Here is a 19,068-nt window from a genome sequence, read left to right on the forward strand (position 1 = left end):
GCCTAGTCACACACCCTACAATAACTAAAACTAAATATATAAATTTCCCAGAAAATCCCTAGAAAAACAATTAATGACATTTTTATTCTTGATTAATAGCGGCAATTTCTATCAAAATTGTCTGAGCTTTATTCGTGAATTTCCTGAATCCAATGACTCAAAAAACTTTAAGTAATTTCGCGACTCCACTAAATATAATTAACGCTCTGGTTCCCGGTTACGAAGATCGACAAATGGTGTTTATTAACCGCGATGGCATTGTTGAACAAATAGTGTCGATGGATAAAATTATCAAACGGGTTCCTCTGACTAATTTACAGGTATTAGATGCTGAGGGCGATCGCCTTTCTTTGGGTGGTGTCGATTTACAGATTAACGGTGCTTTGGGAACTGCTTTTCCAGATTTGAATCCAGAAAATGCCGGTGATTTACAAAAAATTTGCGATTATCTCTGGGACAGTGGTGTTGATGCATTTTTACCGACTCTGGTCACAACTTCTGTAGAAAATATCGAACGTTCTCTTACAGTCGTTAGCAATTTTATGCAAGATCAAACTTCGGGTGCGAAAGTTTTGGGAGTGCATTTAGAAGGACCTTTTTTAAATCCCCAAAAACGCGGCGCACATCCTCAAGAGTTTCTGTTAAATTTATCGCTTGCAGAAGTAAAGCGAGTTTTAAGTAATTTCACTCAAATTATCAAAGTGATTACCTTAGCGCCAGAATTGGATGCCAACAACGAAGTAATTTATTATTTACATCAACAGGGTATCACCGTTAGTTTAGGACACTCCCAAGCCACCGCAGAGCAAGCACAAAGCGCGTTTAATGCGGGTGCAACTATGGTAACTCACGCTTTTAATGCGATGCCACCCTTACATCACCGCGAACCGGGTTTATTAGCTGCGGCTATTACCCACGAAAACGTCATGTGTGGTTTTATTGCTGACGGTAAGCACGTTTCACCGATGATGATAGATTTACTGTTGCGGGCAAGCGATTATACCAAAGGACTGTTCTTAGTTAGCGATGCTTTAGCTCCTTTAGGATTACCCGACGGCACTTATCCTTGGGATAGTCGAGAAATTACAGTTAGTGATGGTACCGCACGGTTAGCAGATGGAACTTTATCGGGAACAACTTTACCCCTGCTATGCGGAGTGGAAAATTTGGTGAAATGGGGCATATGTAACGTTGAAACAGCCATTGCGATCGCAACCTCCGCACCGCGACAAGCAATTGGTTTACCAGGAATTGAAGGCGCTCATGCCAGCAATCTGTTACGTTGGAATTATGATGAATCTAATAAACAATTAACTTGGCAGCGCTTGTTGTCCTAAAAATGATTTAGAAAAACTGAATATTTTTCAACGAACCACAAATGCACATCACTTTGTGGTTTTCTGCTTTTTAAACGGTTGCACTGTCCTCAATTGATGTATTCTACCGATAATAAGCATTTTCTCGATTTAGTACCGTTAATTATTAAATTTTATGAACGTAGTAGACGATAAAACCATTGTTAAGGAATATTTCAATTCCACTGGCTTTGACCGTTGGAGACGTATTTATGGCAATGGTGAAGTTAATAAGGTGCAACTTGATATCCGTAAAGGGCATCAAAAGACCGTAGAGACAGTGCTTAGCTGGTTGAAAGCCGATGAAAATTTGTCAGAAATATCAATATGCGACGCTGGATGTGGTGTAGGTAGTCTCAGCATACCTTTAGCTCAAGCCGGAGCCAAAGTGTACGCTAGCGATATTTCGGAAAAAATGGTCGAAGAAGGTAAAGAGCGAGCCAAAGATATCTTAGGAAACGCTGATAATCCAACTTTCGCCGTGCAAGACTTAGAAGGCTTGAGTGGTAAGTATCATACAGTTGTTTGCTTGGATGTTTTGATCCACTATCCCCAAGAAAAAGCTGCCGAAATGATATCTCATTTATGCAGCACCGCAGAATCGCGAATAATTGTGAGTTTTGCACCTAAAACCTTTGCCCTGAGTATATTAAAAAAAATCGGAGGTTTCTTTCCAGGTCCGAGTAAAACCACCCGTGCATATCTACATCGTGAAGCCGATATCGTTGATTTTTTGCAAAAAAACGGCTTTAACATCCAACGTCAAGCAATGACGCGCACGCGGTTTTACTTTTCCCGCATACTGGAAGCTACACGCAACTAAGGTTAAGATCGCGGCAAGATATCACATCTTGTCGTGTTTCTATGAAGTTTCTCACAAAAGTTTCGGCTGGTTTGCTACTCTCATTCGGATCTATTCTTCTCATGCAAGTAACTGTGGAGGCATTATCGAACAATAATCAAGAAATTGAACAGAAACAGGAAATAGCAGATAAAGCATTTGCTGGTGTAGCTTTAGGTTTATCCGGTGTTGGGTTTGGAACTTGGCTGATATTGGGATTGCGTCAGCAACATCAAAGACAGCTAACAAGTCATCTTCAATCTACTTTTTATCGACTTGTAGAAGAACAAAGAGGACAAATCTCCTTATTACGCTTTGCTAAAGAAGCAGAGATTACAGGAGAAGAAGCCAAATTATTCTTAGATTCCAAAGCCAAGGAATTTAATGCTACTTTCGACCATCATCACAATGGTGGGGTTTATTATCACTTTCATCTTTGAACGGGTGTATTTATTTTAATTCTGTTTTGTTTTAATTAACTTGTGGAAACGTTGCAATAAGCGCGTTTCCCCATAAAACAAAAGCATTTAATTTTAAGAGTATATGTAATTAATATTTTTTTAATTTCAGTAACAATACTGATTTAGCAAGAAAATATCCCAGGTAGCCACATCTTTGACACTTTAGAGCGAGTGATAATTTGATGATTTATGACTGGAAGCTTTGATGAAGTGAGGTTAGAATCAACCTTAAAAGTTAAAACTTTAAAAATATTATGAAAACTGCTGAGAAGTTAGCTGCTGGTTGGTTAATTACATTAGGGTTTATGATGACAACACTATCAGCCCACGCAATGATAAATAAACATTTAATGTATAAAGATCTAATTGGCGAGCATGATTATATCAATGATTATGCAGTAGCACAACTAGATACCACAGCAGTGAATGGAATTATTTTCGGCTTACCCAGCTTAGCTTTAGGTGGATGGTTAGCTTTGGGAATGCGTCGTCAAGGGAAACAAGAAAAAAATGCGATCGCACAACAAATGAATCTTCACCTGCAATCGATGTTTTATCGCATGATAGCCGAAAACGAAGGACGCATCACAGTTTTAGGCTTTGCCATGCAGTCACAGCTACCACCAGCCACCGCTAGAGAATTCCTAGACGACCAAGCCAAGCAATTTAACGCTAACTTTAAAGTAAGTGAAGACGGTGCAGTTTCTTATCACTTTGATATTTAAAATAAATTGGTAATTGGTAATTGGTAATTGGTAATTGGGCATAGAAAATAATTCGTAATTCGTAATTAATTTCTCCTTGTCCCCCTATCCCCCCATCTCCTCATCCCACCATCCCCCATCTCCATCAAATCAGTAACATGATAAAAATATTCATGAGTCTAGCAGCCTTATTTGCTGGTTTATCAGTGGCTGCTGGGGCTTTTGCTTCTCACGCTTTAAAAGAAAGACTTAGCGATCGCGCTCTAGAAATTTTTGAAGTCGGCGCTCGCTATCAGATGTATCATGCTTTAGCGCTGTTACTTGTAGCAATTTTGCTCAATCAAGCCAAATCACCTGCACCAAGTTTAATTGCGAGTGGCTGGTTATTTATTATCGGCATATTTATTTTTTCAGGAAGCTTATACGCTCTAAGTTTAAGCGACATTAAAATATTAGGAGCCATCACACCAATTGGTGGTGTAGCATTTATTGCCGGTTGGGGTGCATTGGCGATCGCTGCATTCAATTATCAATAGTATTAGTATTAGTATTAGTAATTTCAACTATCTGGCGTTTGAAACCGCTACTACACAGGCGAAGTCCACCTGCGTGGACTAAAAGATTTATAACCCGTCTTACTGCGGGTTTCCTCGATAGTACAGCAACGTCCGGTAACAAAGCGTCAGGTAAAGTATAAAAAAAAGACCCAGAATTGATTAAATCGGTACGAAAAAAATGATCATCATCGAATTAGACATTTGTACTATTTTTGCTATAAGTGATTAGTTATGCATTCCTAGGATAGGAGAACAGGGAGTAAAATACTTGACTCATAACTCCTAACTCATAACTTATAACTCATAACTCCTAACTGAATTTATGTGCCGATTACTTGCCTATCTTGGTTCGCCTGTATCATTAGAAAGTTTACTTGATAATCACGAACATTCACTGATAACCCAAAGCTATCAACCCCAGGAAATGATTTCTGGGACTGTTAATGCTGATGGTTTCGGTGTTGGTTGGTATCACGCTCAAAAAGATACTGAACCTTTTAGTTACAGAAGTACGCTGCCGATTTGGAATGATGTTAATTTACCCAGTCTCAGCCGTTATGTTGAATCTGGATGTGTCGTTTCTTACGTTCGCAGCGCAACTGCGGGACAAGCACTCGATATCAGTAATTGCCAACCATTCAAATATCAGCGCTTATTATTTATTCACAATGGTAAAATTGATCAGTTTCGTCAGACCCTATATAGACCTATACGCAGTCTATTAAATGATGAAATTTATCAGTGGGTAAAAGGAACTACCGATTCAGAGCATATTTTTGCTCTGCTGCTTAACGAGTTGCAAAATAGCCCAGGTAAAAGTTTAGAGCAGGCTATGCATCTAACTTTACTCAAACTAAAAGAGTTAGCGGAACATCATGAAACTTATACTCTAGCTAATTTAGTTATAAGTGACGGAAATCGTCTTGTAGCTTCTCGCTTTAGTACAAAACCTCCATCCCCTTCTCTTTATTGGCTGCAAAACGACTCAAATTCCAACTCGGTAATCATTGCTTCCGAACCGCTGTTTAAAGGTAATTGGAATTCGTTCCCAGAAAATAGCATTCTCAGTGTGAGAGAAGATTGTGATATCAGAATTGAACAAATCTAGTTTAAAAGCATCTAGTACGAAAGAGAGCATTATTTGCGGTTTTGTCGAATGTCGCGCAAAAACTCTTGAGTTGTTTAAAAATATGGATGAAGCTACTTTTTGTCTTCAGGCTCATCCAGATTTTAGCCCTGTAGGTTGGCATTTGGGGCATATTGCCTATACCGAATCTTTATGGTTATTAGAACGTAACGCTGAAGCATCTTGTTTGTTTCCGCAATACCGTCAACTATATGCAGCAGACGGTTTACCTAAAAATCAACGGGTTAAACTACCTTCCTTAATCGAAACTCGCGATTACCTCGATACAGTTCGAGACAAAGTTCTGTATCACATGGAAAAAACTGATTTACAACAGCAAGAACGTTTATGGCGCTTTTTGCTACAACATGAAAGCCAGCACAGCGAAACTATTAGTTTTGTGTTGGAATTAATTAGGAATCAGCAGTCAAACCAAGAAAAAGAAAATTCTTGGCATCTTGCTTATTCTGCTTTAACCCCCAATCCTCTCAACGAGATGATTCAAATCCCAGCAGGTGAATTTGAAATGGGTAATAATTCTTTGGATGCTCTCGATAACGAATGTTCTGCTCACAAAGTTGATTTAGAGACATATTCTATTGATCGCTATCCTATAACCTGCAAGCAATATCGAGTATTTATGGAAGCGGGTGGTTACAAAAGTAATCAGTGGTGGTCGGAAGCAGGCTGGAAATGGTTGCAAGCAGAAAAAGCCACACAACCGCTTTATTGGGAAGATAATCCAGCTTGGTACAATCACCCAGTTTGGGGTGTAAGTTATTACGAAGCAGAAGCCTACGCAAAATTTGTAGGTAAACGTTTACCTACAGAAGCAGAATGGGAAAAAGCCGCGAGTTGGGATGAAAAATCAAAATCCCGTCGTATTTATCCCTGGGGAGATAAACAACCTACACCCGAACACTGCAATCACAATAATTTTCACAGTCAAACAACACCAGTAAACGCTTACCCGTCTGGACAAAGCGCTTACGGTTTGTACGATACCTTGGGAAACGTTTGGGAATGGACTGCAAGCTGGTTTGATGCTTATCAAGGCTTTGAACATTACCCCTACAAAGGCTATTCGCAAGTTTATTTCGACAACGAGCATAAAGTTCTTAAAGGTGGAAGTTGGGCAACTCGTCCCTGGGCTTTACGCAGTAGTTTTCGTAACTGGTACCATCCCGGAGTACGTCAGATGTTCGCCGGATTTCGCTGTGCAGCTTGAGGAAGGGATGGGGGGATGGGGAGATGGGGGGACAAGGGGGTGGGGAGACAGGGGGTTCGGGGGTAGTTAAACAGCGAGCAAGATGCTTGTCCTTATGGACACGCTTCGCGTTCAGCTTGCTGACCCGTTAGGGTAACGCACTACTCCTAACTCTTAACTCCTAACTCCTATTCTCTATACTTAATCTAAAATCTAAAATTCTTTAACTGATAACTGTTGAATGTTCACTGCTGACTAATTCCTGATAATCTAGATTTGGTTTGACGTTTGTTAAACAAAGCAACCTCTCAGACCAAATAATCGGAGGCTTAATGACATTTTCAAAAGCTATCAGCGCATCGGTTGGTTACTCCAAAAGCGTAGAAAGTCGCTTGAAAATACAGCACTTGCAACAATTAACAATTGCTTCTCCTGATGGAAGTGATGTAGTTAAAGGATTAACTCATAATCCTAAATATCTCTCCCCACGCTATTTCTATGACGATCGCGGTTCTGAGTTATTTGAAGAAATTTGCGAATTACCGGAATATTATGTAACTAGAACTGAGACTTCGATCTTACAAAATTGCGCTGAAGAGATTGCCGATATAACTGGGGAAAGCGAGTTAATTGAACTTGGTAGCGGTAGTTCAACAAAGACTCGTATCTTATTAGATGCTTATCACAAAAAAGGTTATCCTCTCCGTTATTTACCAATTGATGTAAGTGCTGGTATTTTAGAAGCAAGCGCTCGACAACTTTTAGTAGATTATCCTTCGTTACAAGTTCATGCATTAGCGGGAACTTACGAACAAGCATTAGAGCAATTGCAGCCAAGCGAATTACCAAGTCGTACTATCGGCTTTATCGGCAGTACTTTAGGTAATTTGAATCCTCAAGAATGCGATAATTTTCTATCTCAAATTACCGCTGCTTTACAGTTGGGAGAGTATTTCTTATTGGGTGTAGATTTGCGAAAGCCAAAACATATTTTGGAAGCTGCTTACGATGATTCTGCGGGAGTAACGGCGGCTTTTAATCTTAATATGCTGAATCATTTAAATCGCCGCTTTGATGGTAACTTTGATTTAAGTAAGTTTGAACATTGGGCATTTTATAACGAGACAAAGTATCAAATAGAAATGCATTTGCGATCGTTAGAATCTCAAAGTATAGAATTACGTTCTCTTAATCTTAAAGTAAACTTTGATCCGGGCGAAACTATCAACACGGAAATTTCTCGCAAGTTTGATATTAATGGTATTCAAGAGTTACTTACAAAGAAAGGTTTAGTTCCGCAAAAAGCGTGGACTGATGATAATAAATGGTTTGGTTTAATTTTGTCTAAACTTTCTTAAATAGTAGGGTGGGCATTATTTTTTCCCACCCACTCTTAATTGTAGGTAAGGCAAATTGCGGTGTAGGTTTTCTTCCCGCAATATTGCCGTTGTGTTACGGCACAAATAATTTTGAGGATAAATAGGTATTATTCTTGTCGTAACTCACTGCGATCATTGGCAGTTTCTAGCTATTTATTTATTAGGAAATCTAAGAAGTGATTCTTGGAAGCTCCGCGCCTTCAGGTCGGAGTGGTGTCACAGAGTATAGCGAGCAAGATGCTGTCCTTACGGACACGCTAAGCGTTCAGCTTGCTGACCCGTTAGGGTAACGCACTACAAAAAATCCATTTGCACTTTCGGTATGCTTTCGGTTGATGGTACGTTACGGCATTAATTAACGTATAACCTCAAATGAGATTACAAAATGCCTAACGCACCCTACAAAATACTATTTGAAAACTTCTACTTCATGAGCAATAGTTCTAGGTTCGGGAATTAGCAATCCATCTTCTTGCATCCCCTCTAAATGAAATTCAACAGCTGACTCTATTAACATTTTTACTTCTTCTAAACTTTCAGCTACTGCAATACATCCAGGTAAGTCAGGAACGTAAGCACCATAGCTCGTTTCTGCTTTTTCAATAACTACAACATAACGCATTATTCTTCCTCCAATTGTGCCTGTTTCCATATACTTTTAAGTGTACCGATAGGCACATCAATACTTAACTTACCGGCTACTGTAACGGTACCGGATTTATCAAAATGTTTAAATTGCCTATGACTACCTTTAGTTCTAGCAAGATACCAGCCATCATTTTCTAATAGTTTAATAACTTCACTTACTTTCATACTGCTGTTTTACTGTGTAGGCAAAATTCCTGTTACAAATAGAATCGCAGATTATGAGTTTTTAACTCAAGTGAAAAAACTTTCTTAGATAATGAGGTGAACAATTTTTATTTTCCATCTGATTTTAATTATACGGTGTGTTACGGCACCTGTGAATTCCGGAATAAATCGATATATTATTCTTGCCGTAATGTACTTTAATCGTTGATGGTGCGTTACGGCATTAATTAACGTATAACCTCAAACAAGATAAAAAAATGCCTAACGCACCCTACAAAATATTATTTTAAAACTTCTATAACTACAGAATAATGAATTATTATTGTGGGTTAGATTTCAACAACTTGACTATTTTTCTAAATGCAAAAAATATTACGGCAACGATTAACAATAAAATATCTACTAAACTGTAGGAGTGACCCAAATCTACAATATAGGTTATAGATTGACTCGCAATATGTCGCTCTCCACATTACTGTCAAGGTACTGGTTAGTAATAAAGTTGCCTTGATTGGTAAAGAATTTGCATTAGGTTGACTCATTATTTAATTCTCAAGAAATTATCCGTATTATCAATCAGTTGAATTAGATCTATGCTTTTCGAGCGAAAATCTGATTTACACGGCTTTAAGCCAAATCTATAATTTTTAAAAAGATTCACGTAGTAAAATGTTGCACTTTTACGATAATGTACTGCATTAGTTAATGTTATTTGCAGTATTTTAAATTACAACTGCCATTGAAAGAAATTAACTATATTACCTAATATTCTATGTTTGATTAAAGAACGCTTTTTCCACTCTACATAGGTAATCTGCTTGCTTTGTGCAAAACCTTTTTCAAAAGTATCTTTAATCCCCTTAACTAACTCAGGTTGGGGGCTACAAATATCTAATTCTTCGTTATGACAAAAGCTGCGGGGGTCAAAATTAGCACTACCTGTCGTTGCCCACAGATCGTCAATTAACAGCAATTTTGCATGGGTCATGCTGGGCTGAAACTCATAGATTTCGACATCACCTGCAAGTAACTTCCCGTAATGTTCATAGGAAGCATAATATACCGGCTTTTTATCGCTGCGGTTGCTGGTGGTAAGAATGCGAACGTCTACTCCTCTTTGTTTTGCTTCTACCAATAAATTCATCGAGTGATCGTCAGGTAGAAAATAAGGACTAGCTAACCAAATTCGTTTTCTGGCACAAACAAAGCTGTTGTACTTAAAATTTTGAATCGGTGAAAAACGGATTCTGGGGTTTGCTCCCGGTACTACTATCATTAGATGCTGGTTATCTTTATCGTCAGCAGGCTGGAATTTTTCTCTAGCGAAATCTGCCGTACAGTCATCAAAAGTCCAGTGTTGCGAAAATACCCCCGTTAAAATCCGAATAATTTCTCCTTCTAAACGTATCTCTACATCTAACCAAGGCTGGGTATCATCATCTTTTTGTGTTCCATCCCACATATCAGAAATACCCGCACCACCGATTAAGCCAAACTTACTATCGATTAGTAGTAGCTTGCGGTGAGTACGACCAGCATAATCTAAAGGAGCTTTCCAATTGAAGGAATTGAAAAAAGATATTTTTACCCCCGTTGCTCGCAAACGCTGCCAATATTGCTTAGATATCTTTTTTGTGCCATATTGATCGACAATCAAGCGTACTTCAACACCCGCTCCGGCTCTTTCGGCAAGCGCGATCGCAAAATCATCGGCTCTCTTACCGGGAGTCATAAAGAACGTTTCAAAGTCAATTGTATGTTGTGCTTGACCGATCGCATCTAAACGAGCTTGTTGAATATCGGCTGCTTGATTCCAGAAATTGGTAATTACCCCCTTACTCATAAAAGAGTTGGTGGTACTAGCTAAGACAAAGGGAAATTCTGGATCGTCCGGTTTAAGCGCGTTTTTAACTCGATATTTTATGCGATCGCGAAAGGCTCCCCGGAAATAAAAACCGATTAAAATAACTAAGCTGAGTATCAATAATGCAATAAACAGCCGCCACAAAATCGACTCAACCATTATGTATATTAAAAATTAACTATAGAATAAAGTATTCGTCGGAAGTTATTTTATGCTGAAATGCTTCAAGAATAGAATTATAATTATTAAATGCGAGCGAATAAACTAAATACATCTAGCTACAGAAAGAAAATTTATTTATCAAAAAGCATAAAGAAGGTAATTTTAATTACCAATCCAAAATCCATTGACGCGGAAGCGTCTTCCCGCAGGGTAATCTAAAATCTAAAATTCCGATCATCCAATCGGTTGCTGACCCGGATTTACCGCATGAATAAACTCGTTACCGGATGCGGGAAATCCTCGTTTATAACAAGCTTCTTCTGGTTTTCCCCATCCTAACTGTAAAATTATTTCTAAAAAGTCAGATTTTTCCCATTTCCATAAACCAGCCCATTGGGTTCTCTGGTCTATTCTTTTAATATCTTCTAAATTAATCTGCTGATATAGTTTACCGTTACTAACACTTAAATAAAAGTCCATCCCCACAGTAACTTTAGACCAAAATTCTAAAATCGAAGTCTTGGCCGCTTCTATTATTTGTAAATCATTTTGTAGCGCGATTAACTGTCCATCAACTTCCGGGTAACGTAAATTTTCACCTTTCACATTTACCTCTCGCCATACAATACCAGAAATTTGATGCTCCTGCTGATATTCATGAATGGCAGTTTTAAAATCCTGATAAGCAGTAAACTTTTGCAAGCCTTCAGTTTTGATAAACTGGTCAATTACAGGATTACCAGATACCTTCACTTCTAACTTCAAGCGCTTTCCCGTCAGACAAGCTTGGCGCTCATCTGTTAAAATTTTGATTAGTTCCTCGGTAGTGTAAACTTGTGACATCAGAATACACTCTAGTAATTATTAGATTTATCAATTATTAGTTAGCAGTAATTTCTGAAATCTTTACTGCTGACCTCTAAATATTATCGCTTCATTTCAAAGATTGTAGTATTGAATATAACTAAAAACCAAGTGCCGACTTTTTGGCGGCACTTTAAGTTATTCAGATAACTCGCTACTGAATTCATTAAAAGAACGTCGTTTTAATTCTACGGATTCCGAACGTGGTAATAAATCAAACATTTCTCTAAATTTGTCATCTATTTCTTCAAAAGGAACTTGTCCTTTTTTGTTTAAAATCACATCTCCCGCTTGATTAAATACTACTACTTGAGGAACACCACCGGAATAGTAATAACTTGGTTCAGTGGGAGAATCCGTTGCTTCAAGTGAAATTCTATCTACATCTACGGTAATAACTTCTGCTACGCTACCGTAAGATGACTGAATGCGGGAAATTACAATTGCATACTTTTTACAATCGCGACTGTCATCTACATAAAAGGCTAACATTGTAGGTTTATGATTTGCCAAAGCTTCGGCTAAAGTCGCGTGTGCGGGGACTAACGAGCCATTCCCAGCATAAAGCATGAAGATATTACCTTCGTATTGATCGTCATCCACAGTTGCTAACGCTGGCTGCATACTCGTAAATGATAGGCAACTAATTAGGATTAATAAACAGAAAAGATGTAAAATAAACGACTTTAATTTACTCATTCAAAGCAACCCTTTAAGCTAGATTTTGTTTTAAGTTTATGCTGAAATGAACTTCGCAAGATAGATATATAGAAAATGGGTAATTGGTAATTGGTAATTGGTAATCGGTAATGGGTAATGGGTAATGGGTAATCGGTAATGGGTAATGGGTAATGGGTAAGTTATTTTTGTTCTTGTCTCCCCATCCACCCAATCCCCCATCTTCAAATTTGTGACCTTAACACTGGCTTTTTCTCCGGGGATTCGCTAAACTCACGCTTATTAAATTTGAAACTTATATCTTTAAATTAGGGTACGTTTGTGGGAATTCAACTTATAGATAAATTTAGGCTTGGTTTGGCTGTCTCTGCTGCAAAAAGCGTGACTTTTGGAGTCCGTACTTTGCGTTTAGGTGCGGCTTCTGTGTTACCTGGTTCCATTGCACGACGTATTGAACCCAACTTGTTGCGATCGCTAAGTCAGCAAGTTAAACAAGGCATCATCTTAATTGCCGGTACTAATGGTAAAACTACCACATCTTTGCTGCTACGCACGATGTTGGAGGAACAAGGGTACCGTGTCGCTCTCAACTCTACTGGTGCTAATCTAGAGAATGGTTTGGTAACGGCGTTGATGGAAAGTACCAATTTATTTGGTCATTTAGATGTCGATTACGCCATTTTGGAAGTTGATGAGAATATTGTTGCCAAAGTATTGCAGCCAATTCAACCCAGAGCTATTCTTTGTTTAAATTTATTTCGCGACCAATTGGATCGATACGGTGAAGTAGATTCTATTAGCAAGCGCTGGACAAAAGCAATTTCTACTCTTGCACCAGATACGGTGGTGATTCCCAACGCTGATGACCCGACTTTATCTTATCTCGGTCAAAATTTATCTCAAAAAGTGGTATTTTTTGGTTTAACCGAACCGGAAAAGTATTTAGAAGCGATTCCCCATGCAGTTGATTCGATTTATTGTCCTAATTGCGGACATTCTTTGGATTACGAAGGCGTTTATTTATCACATTTGGGAGATTATACTTGTCCGGCTTGTGGTTTTGCAAAAAGCGAACCCGATTTAAAAAGTCGCGAATGGGAACAGGTTCTCGTAGGACTTTATAACAAATACAATACCTTAGCCGCTGCCACTGCTGCGAAAGAATTGGGAATTGATGAAGCCAACATCCGTAAAGCAATTCCAAAATTTCAACCAGCTTTCGGACGTGCGGAAGAATTAATTATTAATGGCAAAAAAGTCCGGATTCTGCTATCAAAAAACCCGGTAGGTACCAACGAAACGATTCGAGTTGTTACCGAAAGCAACAATCACACAACTTTACTGGTATTAAATGACCGAGTACAGGATGGTGAAGATGTATCCTGGATTTGGGACGTTGACACCGAAAAATTGGTACAGCGGGGAGGAACTTTAATTGTGAGTGGCGATCGCGTTTACGATCTGGCTTTACGTCTGCGCTACAGCCAAGAGTCCCTAGATAACAACCTAAATTTGATAGTCGAAGAAGATTTACGAAAAGCAATTGCAACCGCGTTAGAACATACCCTAGAAAACGAAACGCTGCATATCTTACCTACTTACACGGCGATGTTAGACGTGCGAGAAGCATTGACAGGTAAAAAAATTCGGTGATTTCTAACCTTTAACCTTTAACCTTTGACCTTCAATCATGAATAACCAACTCGAATTAACTATAGGCTGGCTTTACCCAACGTTGATGAGTACTTATGGAGACAGAGGTAATGTCATCGTTATCGAACGTCGCACTCAATGGCGCGGATATGGGGTTAAAGTCGTAGCTTTAGACCAAAATTCTACCGCTGATGAGATTAAATCTGTAGATATCATAGTTGGTGGTGGAGCGCAGGATAGACAGCAGGAAATCGTGATGCGCGATTTGCAAGGTGTAAAAGCCGATGCGATGCGCCTTAAGCTTGACAATGGTACTCCAGGAGTATTTACCTGCGGTTCCCCGCAGTTGCTGGGACATTATTACGAACCCGGTGCGGGACAAAGAATTGAAGGTTTGGGAATTTTGGATTTAGTTTCCGTACATCCTGGTGAAAATACTCGACGCTGCATCGGTAATTTGGTAATAGAAGTTACCGCTTCAAAATTAGCGAAAGATTTGAAAGAAATGTTAGGTGGTGCGACACCTTATTTAGTCGGCTTTGAAAATCATGGCGGACGTACTAAATTAGGAAAAGTCGAAGCCTTGGGTAAAGTAGTTTACGGTTTAGGAAATAACGGCGAAGATGGAACCGAAGGAGCGTTTTATCAAAATGCGATCGCAACTTATTCTCACGGACCATTATTACCGAAAAACCCCGTTGTCGCAGATTGGTTAATTCAAACTGCGTTACGAAATAAATATCAAGAAGCCGTTACTTTAACACTCTTGGATGATACCTTAGCGATGCAGGGACGCGATGCGATGTTGAAGCGGTTAAATGTGGATCTTTCTAAAGGAGAGATGGCGAAGGTTTAAATTAACTCATACTCTCGTTACAAGGTTTCACCTTGTAATGCATATCAGGAAGGCTCTGCCTTCCGTCAAGTCTTGAGGCAGAGCCTCACTCACAGCAGTTCCTAGCCAGAGTCTAGGAACCAGTTGTTCTCGTTATTCTCTATTCTCGTTACAAGGTTCCACCTTGTAATGCATATCAGGAAGGCTCTGCCTTCCGTCAAATCTTGAGGCAGAGCCTCACTCACAGCGGTTCCTAGCCAGAGTCTAGGAACAAGTTGTTCTTGTTGTTCTCGTTATTCTCGTTACAGCCGATTGTTTAGCGGGGGTGTATTTGGGATTGATTCCGAATATTACTCTTGACGATCGAGATGTTCTTGTTGTTCTCGTTATTCTCGTTACAGCCGATTGTTTAGCGGGGGTGTATTTGGAATTGATTCCGAATATTACTCTTGACGATCGAGATATCTGCGAAATTGCCACATTCGCTTATAGAATTGGTGATTATGCTTGGGGTCACGAACACCATCACGGAACCCCCAAACAACGAGTTCAAGCTGTTGTTATCGGCATGAAGGGTTCTTTAAATGGTAAGAATATTAATAGTTGTCATATGTAAATATCGACTCGTAGACAAGCGATACTAATTATTTAATTTATTTAAGCTGCGATGCAATAAGGTGAAATAAAATACAAATCCCATAGATAACATCCACCTCGTCTTCCAGATAATTCGACTTGCCAAATACCCATATCGGTTCTAAAATCTATCAACAATTGACCGGCTTTTTTCTGTTTGTGTAGATAATCTTTAATCGCGTATTTTGTTTCAGATTCATCTAGAAACGGAGTTAATCTTTCACATATTTCTTTTGTCAAGCATCCCGAATCTATTTGTACGCGACACCGAAAAATAAAGGGTTTACTTTGCTGCTGAGATGTGTTATTTTTCATCGGTATAGATTGAAAAGTTACTAATATTTACTAGCAAGTAATATTTAATATCAAGATGCAGTTCATCAATTGCCATTTTTAATTATGGATAGATGATGAAAGCACATGGCAATAATGCTTCAGCAGTGATTTAAATCTATTATCGATGCGATTTATTCAAACTATCTAGTACAAAAGAAGACATTTTCGATTAGATGTTTGAGGAAATTTACGATTTTACAATTTAAGCTACAGTTTGATAGCTTATTTTCTGTGATTTAGATTGCGATTAAGTCAGCGGTACAAATAAAAGCCTTGCCCCTATTCCCCATTCCCTTGTCCTAATTGCGATTTGACTACTCCGTACCTATACATTGAGAAACCCGATTCCTTTAAGAAACCGGGTTGCTAATAAATGTAAATTACGATAATTTCTACCTACAATCAAATTGACTTCAGGCAGTTTCTCGTCAGAATTTAAATAAATAAATTATTATATGCATAAATTACGAATTGTGTTGACCGAGATTAATCCTTGCGAACTTTTATTTCAACTTCCTTAATCAAGTTTAAGTAAAGACTGCCAATCTTGAACAGCTTTTTCAGTCCACAGCCAATTTTGAGCTAAGCTATTTCTTTGAAAACTTCCTTTTGCACCCTTCATTACCATACGGCGAAGTTTGATTGCTTCATTCAAGTATTTCACCCTTTTATCCGAAGGTTGCTCTAGGGAAGATTGATATAAACTTAAAGCTAGCCCAGCATAAGCTGATAAAGCTTCTGGATCGACAACTTCAGGAGCAGACATTAAAGATACGTTTTGCGCGGGATGCTTTTTAAAGGTCAAGTCTAAAGCCTTTAACCAAGAATCATTAGCCCGGTTTAAATTACCTTCAGCATAGTAAGCAAAGCCCAAAGCATTTTTATATAAAAATGAATTATCGTTGATTTTATCGGCAGTTTCCCAAAAGCGACGGGCATCATCGATACTGTATTTACTATCTCCTTTTTGAACAAATTGCCATGCCAAACGTCCTTTAGCAAAGTTTACATCTGGATTTTTATTTAATTGTTCTCGATCTACATTTTCAAGTGCGATTTCAGCGTTACTCAACGCACCACGATTAAGTAGTTCTTCTACAGCTTGTAACCCGGTATCAATATGACCTTGGCTTAGTTGTTCGCTAGCGAAGTTAGTCACAGCTTCGGTTGGAGCAGTTTTAACATCAAATCGCTTTTCTTGAACGATAACTTTTGCCGGAATATCAGGTTTTGCAGAACTTCGCCAATAATCAATACCTCCGATCAGCGCGATCGCGCTTATCCCTAATACACCAACAACCGCTAAGCGCTGCTGTTGTTTTTGCTTTTTAGCTGCGGCTTTTGCTGACTCGGTGGTAACTTGGTTATCCTGCTGCCAATTTTGAGGAAATTGCGACGAATTGCTAGTTCCTGTATCAGAACCAACAATAGGATATTCGCTTTCGTTCCATATCAAAGTATCCTCAGATGGATCTAATGATGATAGCTTTTGTTCGTAATCATCGCCAAACTCCTGGACTAACTCCGCATTCATTAGGGGTTCAGTTAAAGATTTTTCATCATCTAACTGACGGAATAAATCCGTAACTATTGCAGAATCTTCCGAATAGCTTGAATCGTCGTATTCAATTTCATCAACCAGATCTCCCCAAGTATTTTCACCCAACCAGTCTAATTCGGAGGATTCTGCTTCATAGGATATCGCTCCTCCCATTGAAAAAGTATCATTTTGCGTGGGAGCGTAAAGTGCTGAGTCGGTGCTGACTGTAGGGTCGTATTCCTCAAATAATTCTTCGTGTGGTATGTAAACTTCTGGGTCTAGATAGCCATCAAATTCTGGCTGAAGATACAAAATTGGTAGCGCCCAATACAGTTGATGGGAACTGTAAGCAGAAATTAATCCTTGACGCATCCGACTAACACACAAATCTACGGCATATCCTTGAGATAGATTGCGGTAAAATAGCTGCGTTAGCGTTAATGCTACTTCATCGGGAATCCGTTCTGACATTGCTAAAACGCTTTTAATACCGCGCTTCACAAGTGTTTCGGTCAGGTTGCGCTGTCCGGTATCCGGATTATTTTCTGAAGTCGCAGCGTAGGTTCCCAAACAGGAGTTAAATACTGCCATTTGGATATTATTGTTTACCAACAAGCCAGCCAAATCATCACCGCACAGAGTTTCGGTTAGACCCGTTCTACCGCTGACTAAATAAATTTCGCCGCCGTTTGCACCAAAGTTACTATGACCCGAATAGTGCAGGACGTGATAATTTCCTTGTTCTAAGGCTTGAGTTAATTCTTCTCTTCCAGGTTGTTCGAGTACCGACAATTCAATTTCTGGAAGATGAGCGCCCCCTGACTGCGTTTTGCGATCGAGTTCCGCTTGCAGCCTAATTGCTTCCTGCTTGAGAAGATTAAGACGCACTTGGTCAGCAGGAGAAGCAATTACCATTAATACTTTGATCCCACCATCTGTTGATAGCTGCGGTATATTTCTTGATGGCAAACGGGATGCTCCGCTCATTCCGCTTTGATAACGAGAAAAAGCGATATAAGATCCAGTCGCGATGGGGCGATCGCCTTGGTGCATTACTTCCCAAGGAAGACGCGCTAACTTGGTATCTTTTAAGCCCAAGCGCAGACGCAGTACCTGTTGGTGGTTTTGGGCGATACCTTGTGCGGTAATCCAACTATCTCTGAGAGTGCCTTGAAAAAGTGCATTATAAAGTTGCTGACCCAGTGCCACCAAATTGACTGAGTTTCTTGCATTTGTCTCTTCTAAGCAAGCGCTTAATGCCATCGCATCACCCTGCAATACTGACTGCAATGGGTCGTTCATTAAACTCCCAGCAGCCGCTAACCAGTCAGCCACCGGCCACCTTACCAGTTCTTCTGCTAAGGGTACCCCAGGGGCGACTTGTTCCGTCCGCACCAAGTAGTCATTTTGTCCTACTGGGGTTACGGAAATATGAAATTCCTGGGTCACAACTTCTCCTGTTTACCTAACTTATCTGGTTGGAAACGCTTTTGTTTCAAGTCTATGTTTCGTTCCTAATACATTAGATGTATCTAAGAGCTTTCATGTTTCTTATTTTAAGGTGGTTTTTTGGCTTCTCCACTCTTACAACTTTATCCGGATTGAACTAAATATGCCTAGAACTAACTTAGTTATATATGCGCTTCCTAGTTTAATTCCTCAGTAAGACTCATATTTACTAAAGTTTTTCGATATTTTCTATTGTTAACAGTCGCGATCGCTAGTAAAGATTTAAATTCCCTAAAAAATTAAATCTGACCGGATTTTGCAAGATAAGTACAAAACCTGGTTTCAAAGTCATTCAAAAATTACTGCATAGCGTCCGACTGTATCTTACCGGATTAATATAAGTTGCTTGATATACAACTTTTAACAGCGTTTTGATAATTTTATCCGGAAGATACTGGTTAACTTTAGAACACTTAATTGGTAGATGCACCCTGATAACTAACTCCCCCTGTAAGCCTACAAGCACGCTGGGGGTTTTTTTATTTTTACAATCTTAAAGACCAATCGAATATATTTATACAGTTTAATCCGGAAAGTACTTATTAGAT

Annotated in this window: 18 protein-coding genes; 11 read left to right on the top strand and 7 right to left on the bottom strand. The window is 39.1% G+C overall.

Features of this window, described 5'->3' with window-relative positions:
• Nucleotides 1-152 precede the first annotated feature (152 nt).
• The 8 genes from nagA to egtD all read left to right on the top strand — a co-directional run bounded on the left by nagA (nucleotide 153) and on the right by egtD (nucleotide 7,609).
• The gene (gene nagA, locus VB797_RS19890; RefSeq protein ID WP_323239466.1) at nucleotides 153-1,337 is read left to right on the top strand and encodes an N-acetylglucosamine-6-phosphate deacetylase; all 1,185 of its coding nucleotides are present in this window, start codon (nucleotides 153-155) and stop codon (nucleotides 1,335-1,337) included.
• A gap of 154 nt (nucleotides 1,338-1,491) precedes the next feature.
• Nucleotides 1,492-2,178, top strand: a complete 687-nt coding sequence (gene bchM / locus VB797_RS19895; protein ID WP_323239467.1) for a magnesium protoporphyrin IX methyltransferase — start codon at nucleotides 1,492-1,494, stop codon at nucleotides 2,176-2,178.
• Nucleotides 2,179-2,279: 101 nt separating this feature from the next.
• Nucleotides 2,280-2,636 carry a hypothetical protein gene (locus VB797_RS19900; protein ID WP_323239468.1) on the top strand — a complete coding sequence of 119 codons (357 nt, stop codon included), beginning with the start codon at nucleotides 2,280-2,282 and terminating at the stop codon, nucleotides 2,634-2,636.
• Between the two features lie 275 nt (nucleotides 2,637-2,911).
• On the top strand, nucleotides 2,912-3,382 hold the full coding sequence (locus VB797_RS19905) for a hypothetical protein (RefSeq protein ID WP_323239469.1): 471 nt from the start codon (nucleotides 2,912-2,914) through the stop codon (nucleotides 3,380-3,382).
• 137 nt (nucleotides 3,383-3,519) lie between these two features.
• A complete protein-coding gene (locus VB797_RS19910; protein ID WP_323239470.1) occupies nucleotides 3,520-3,897 on the top strand; it encodes a DUF423 domain-containing protein in 378 nt (125 codons plus the stop codon).
• Between the two features lie 343 nt (nucleotides 3,898-4,240).
• Nucleotides 4,241-5,026: an ergothioneine biosynthesis protein EgtC gene (gene egtC / locus VB797_RS19915; protein WP_323239471.1), complete on the top strand. Its 786-nt coding sequence runs from the start codon at nucleotides 4,241-4,243 to the stop codon at nucleotides 5,024-5,026.
• A complete protein-coding gene (locus tag VB797_RS19920) occupies nucleotides 5,001-6,272 on the top strand; it encodes an ergothioneine biosynthesis protein EgtB (RefSeq protein ID WP_323239472.1) in 1,272 nt (423 codons plus the stop codon). The genes egtC and VB797_RS19920 overlap by 26 nt, the downstream gene beginning before the upstream one ends.
• A 311-nt stretch (nucleotides 6,273-6,583) precedes the next feature.
• Nucleotides 6,584-7,609 (top strand): L-histidine N(alpha)-methyltransferase, encoded by a 1,026-nt coding sequence (gene egtD, locus VB797_RS19925; RefSeq protein WP_323239473.1) that lies wholly within the window; start codon nucleotides 6,584-6,586, stop codon nucleotides 7,607-7,609.
• A gap of 430 nt (nucleotides 7,610-8,039) precedes the next feature.
• Here the strand turns inward: egtD and VB797_RS19930 are convergent, their stop codons facing one another.
• The 5 genes from VB797_RS19930 to VB797_RS19950 all read right to left on the bottom strand — a co-directional run bounded on the left by VB797_RS19930 (nucleotide 8,040) and on the right by VB797_RS19950 (nucleotide 12,032).
• A complete protein-coding gene (locus tag VB797_RS19930) occupies nucleotides 8,040-8,252 on the bottom strand; it encodes a type II toxin-antitoxin system HicB family antitoxin (protein ID WP_323239486.1) in 213 nt (70 codons plus the stop codon).
• Nucleotides 8,252-8,443, bottom strand: a complete 192-nt coding sequence (locus tag VB797_RS19935; RefSeq protein WP_323239474.1) for a type II toxin-antitoxin system HicA family toxin — start codon at nucleotides 8,441-8,443, stop codon at nucleotides 8,252-8,254. Before VB797_RS19935 ends, VB797_RS19930 begins: the two co-directional genes overlap by 1 nt.
• Before the next feature lie 727 nt (nucleotides 8,444-9,170).
• Nucleotides 9,171-10,466 (bottom strand): phospholipase D-like domain-containing protein, encoded by a 1,296-nt coding sequence (locus VB797_RS19940; protein WP_323239475.1) that lies wholly within the window; start codon nucleotides 10,464-10,466, stop codon nucleotides 9,171-9,173.
• Nucleotides 10,467-10,703: 237 nt separating this feature from the next.
• Complete coding sequence (locus VB797_RS19945; protein WP_323239476.1) at nucleotides 10,704-11,312, bottom strand: hypothetical protein; 609 nt, start codon at nucleotides 11,310-11,312, stop codon at nucleotides 10,704-10,706.
• Between the two features lie 159 nt (nucleotides 11,313-11,471).
• Nucleotides 11,472-12,032, bottom strand: a complete 561-nt coding sequence (locus VB797_RS19950; protein WP_323239477.1) for a thylakoid membrane photosystem I accumulation factor — start codon at nucleotides 12,030-12,032, stop codon at nucleotides 11,472-11,474.
• Between the two features lie 300 nt (nucleotides 12,033-12,332).
• Here VB797_RS19950 and VB797_RS19955 point away from each other — a divergent pair, with 300 nt between their 5' ends.
• The 3 genes from VB797_RS19955 to VB797_RS19965 all read left to right on the top strand — a co-directional run bounded on the left by VB797_RS19955 (nucleotide 12,333) and on the right by VB797_RS19965 (nucleotide 15,115).
• The gene (locus VB797_RS19955; protein WP_323239478.1) at nucleotides 12,333-13,664 is read left to right on the top strand and encodes a Mur ligase family protein; all 1,332 of its coding nucleotides are present in this window, start codon (nucleotides 12,333-12,335) and stop codon (nucleotides 13,662-13,664) included.
• A gap of 37 nt (nucleotides 13,665-13,701) precedes the next feature.
• Entirely contained in the window at nucleotides 13,702-14,520 is an 819-nt protein-coding gene (locus VB797_RS19960; RefSeq protein ID WP_323239479.1) for a type 1 glutamine amidotransferase, read from the top strand.
• A 316-nt stretch (nucleotides 14,521-14,836) separates the two neighbouring features.
• Nucleotides 14,837-15,115, top strand: a complete 279-nt coding sequence (locus tag VB797_RS19965; RefSeq protein WP_323239480.1) for a hypothetical protein — start codon at nucleotides 14,837-14,839, stop codon at nucleotides 15,113-15,115.
• A gap of 41 nt (nucleotides 15,116-15,156) precedes the next feature.
• Here VB797_RS19965 and VB797_RS19970 read toward each other — a convergent pair whose 3' ends face one another.
• Nucleotides 15,157-15,450: a hypothetical protein gene (locus tag VB797_RS19970; protein ID WP_323239481.1), complete on the bottom strand. Its 294-nt coding sequence runs from the start codon at nucleotides 15,448-15,450 to the stop codon at nucleotides 15,157-15,159.
• A 538-nt stretch (nucleotides 15,451-15,988) separates the two neighbouring features.
• The gene (gene hetF / locus VB797_RS19975) at nucleotides 15,989-18,460 is read right to left on the bottom strand and encodes a cell division protein HetF (RefSeq protein ID WP_323239482.1); all 2,472 of its coding nucleotides are present in this window, start codon (nucleotides 18,458-18,460) and stop codon (nucleotides 15,989-15,991) included.
• Nucleotides 18,461-19,068: the final 608 nt, after the last annotated feature.

Origin of the sequence: Rivularia sp. UHCC 0363, from assembly GCF_034931125.1 — a bacterium.
GTDB lineage: Bacteria > Cyanobacteriota > Cyanobacteriia > Cyanobacteriales > Nostocaceae > Rivularia.

Coding starts and splice junctions, on each gene's coding strand:
- egtD (WP_323239473.1), top strand. CDS start 6,584: ATGACATTTTCAAAAGCTATCAGCGCATCGGTTGGTTACTCCAAAAGC.
- VB797_RS19930 (WP_323239486.1), bottom strand. CDS start 8,252: ATGCGTTATGTTGTAGTTATTGAAAAAGCAGAAACGAGCTATGGTGCT.
- VB797_RS19950 (WP_323239477.1), bottom strand. CDS start 12,032: ATGAGTAAATTAAAGTCGTTTATTTTACATCTTTTCTGTTTATTAATC.
- VB797_RS19935 (WP_323239474.1), bottom strand. CDS start 8,443: ATGAAAGTAAGTGAAGTTATTAAACTATTAGAAAATGATGGCTGGTAT.
- VB797_RS19960 (WP_323239479.1), top strand. CDS start 13,702: ATGAATAACCAACTCGAATTAACTATAGGCTGGCTTTACCCAACGTTG.
- bchM (WP_323239467.1), top strand. CDS start 1,492: ATGAACGTAGTAGACGATAAAACCATTGTTAAGGAATATTTCAATTCC.
- VB797_RS19945 (WP_323239476.1), bottom strand. CDS start 11,312: ATGTCACAAGTTTACACTACCGAGGAACTAATCAAAATTTTAACAGAT.
- VB797_RS19900 (WP_323239468.1), top strand. CDS start 2,280: ATGCAAGTAACTGTGGAGGCATTATCGAACAATAATCAAGAAATTGAA.
- egtC (WP_323239471.1), top strand. CDS start 4,241: ATGTGCCGATTACTTGCCTATCTTGGTTCGCCTGTATCATTAGAAAGT.
- nagA (WP_323239466.1), top strand. CDS start 153: ATGACTCAAAAAACTTTAAGTAATTTCGCGACTCCACTAAATATAATT.
- VB797_RS19970 (WP_323239481.1), bottom strand. CDS start 15,450: ATGAAAAATAACACATCTCAGCAGCAAAGTAAACCCTTTATTTTTCGG.
- VB797_RS19910 (WP_323239470.1), top strand. CDS start 3,520: ATGATAAAAATATTCATGAGTCTAGCAGCCTTATTTGCTGGTTTATCA.
- VB797_RS19940 (WP_323239475.1), bottom strand. CDS start 10,466: ATGGTTGAGTCGATTTTGTGGCGGCTGTTTATTGCATTATTGATACTC.
- VB797_RS19905 (WP_323239469.1), top strand. CDS start 2,912: ATGAAAACTGCTGAGAAGTTAGCTGCTGGTTGGTTAATTACATTAGGG.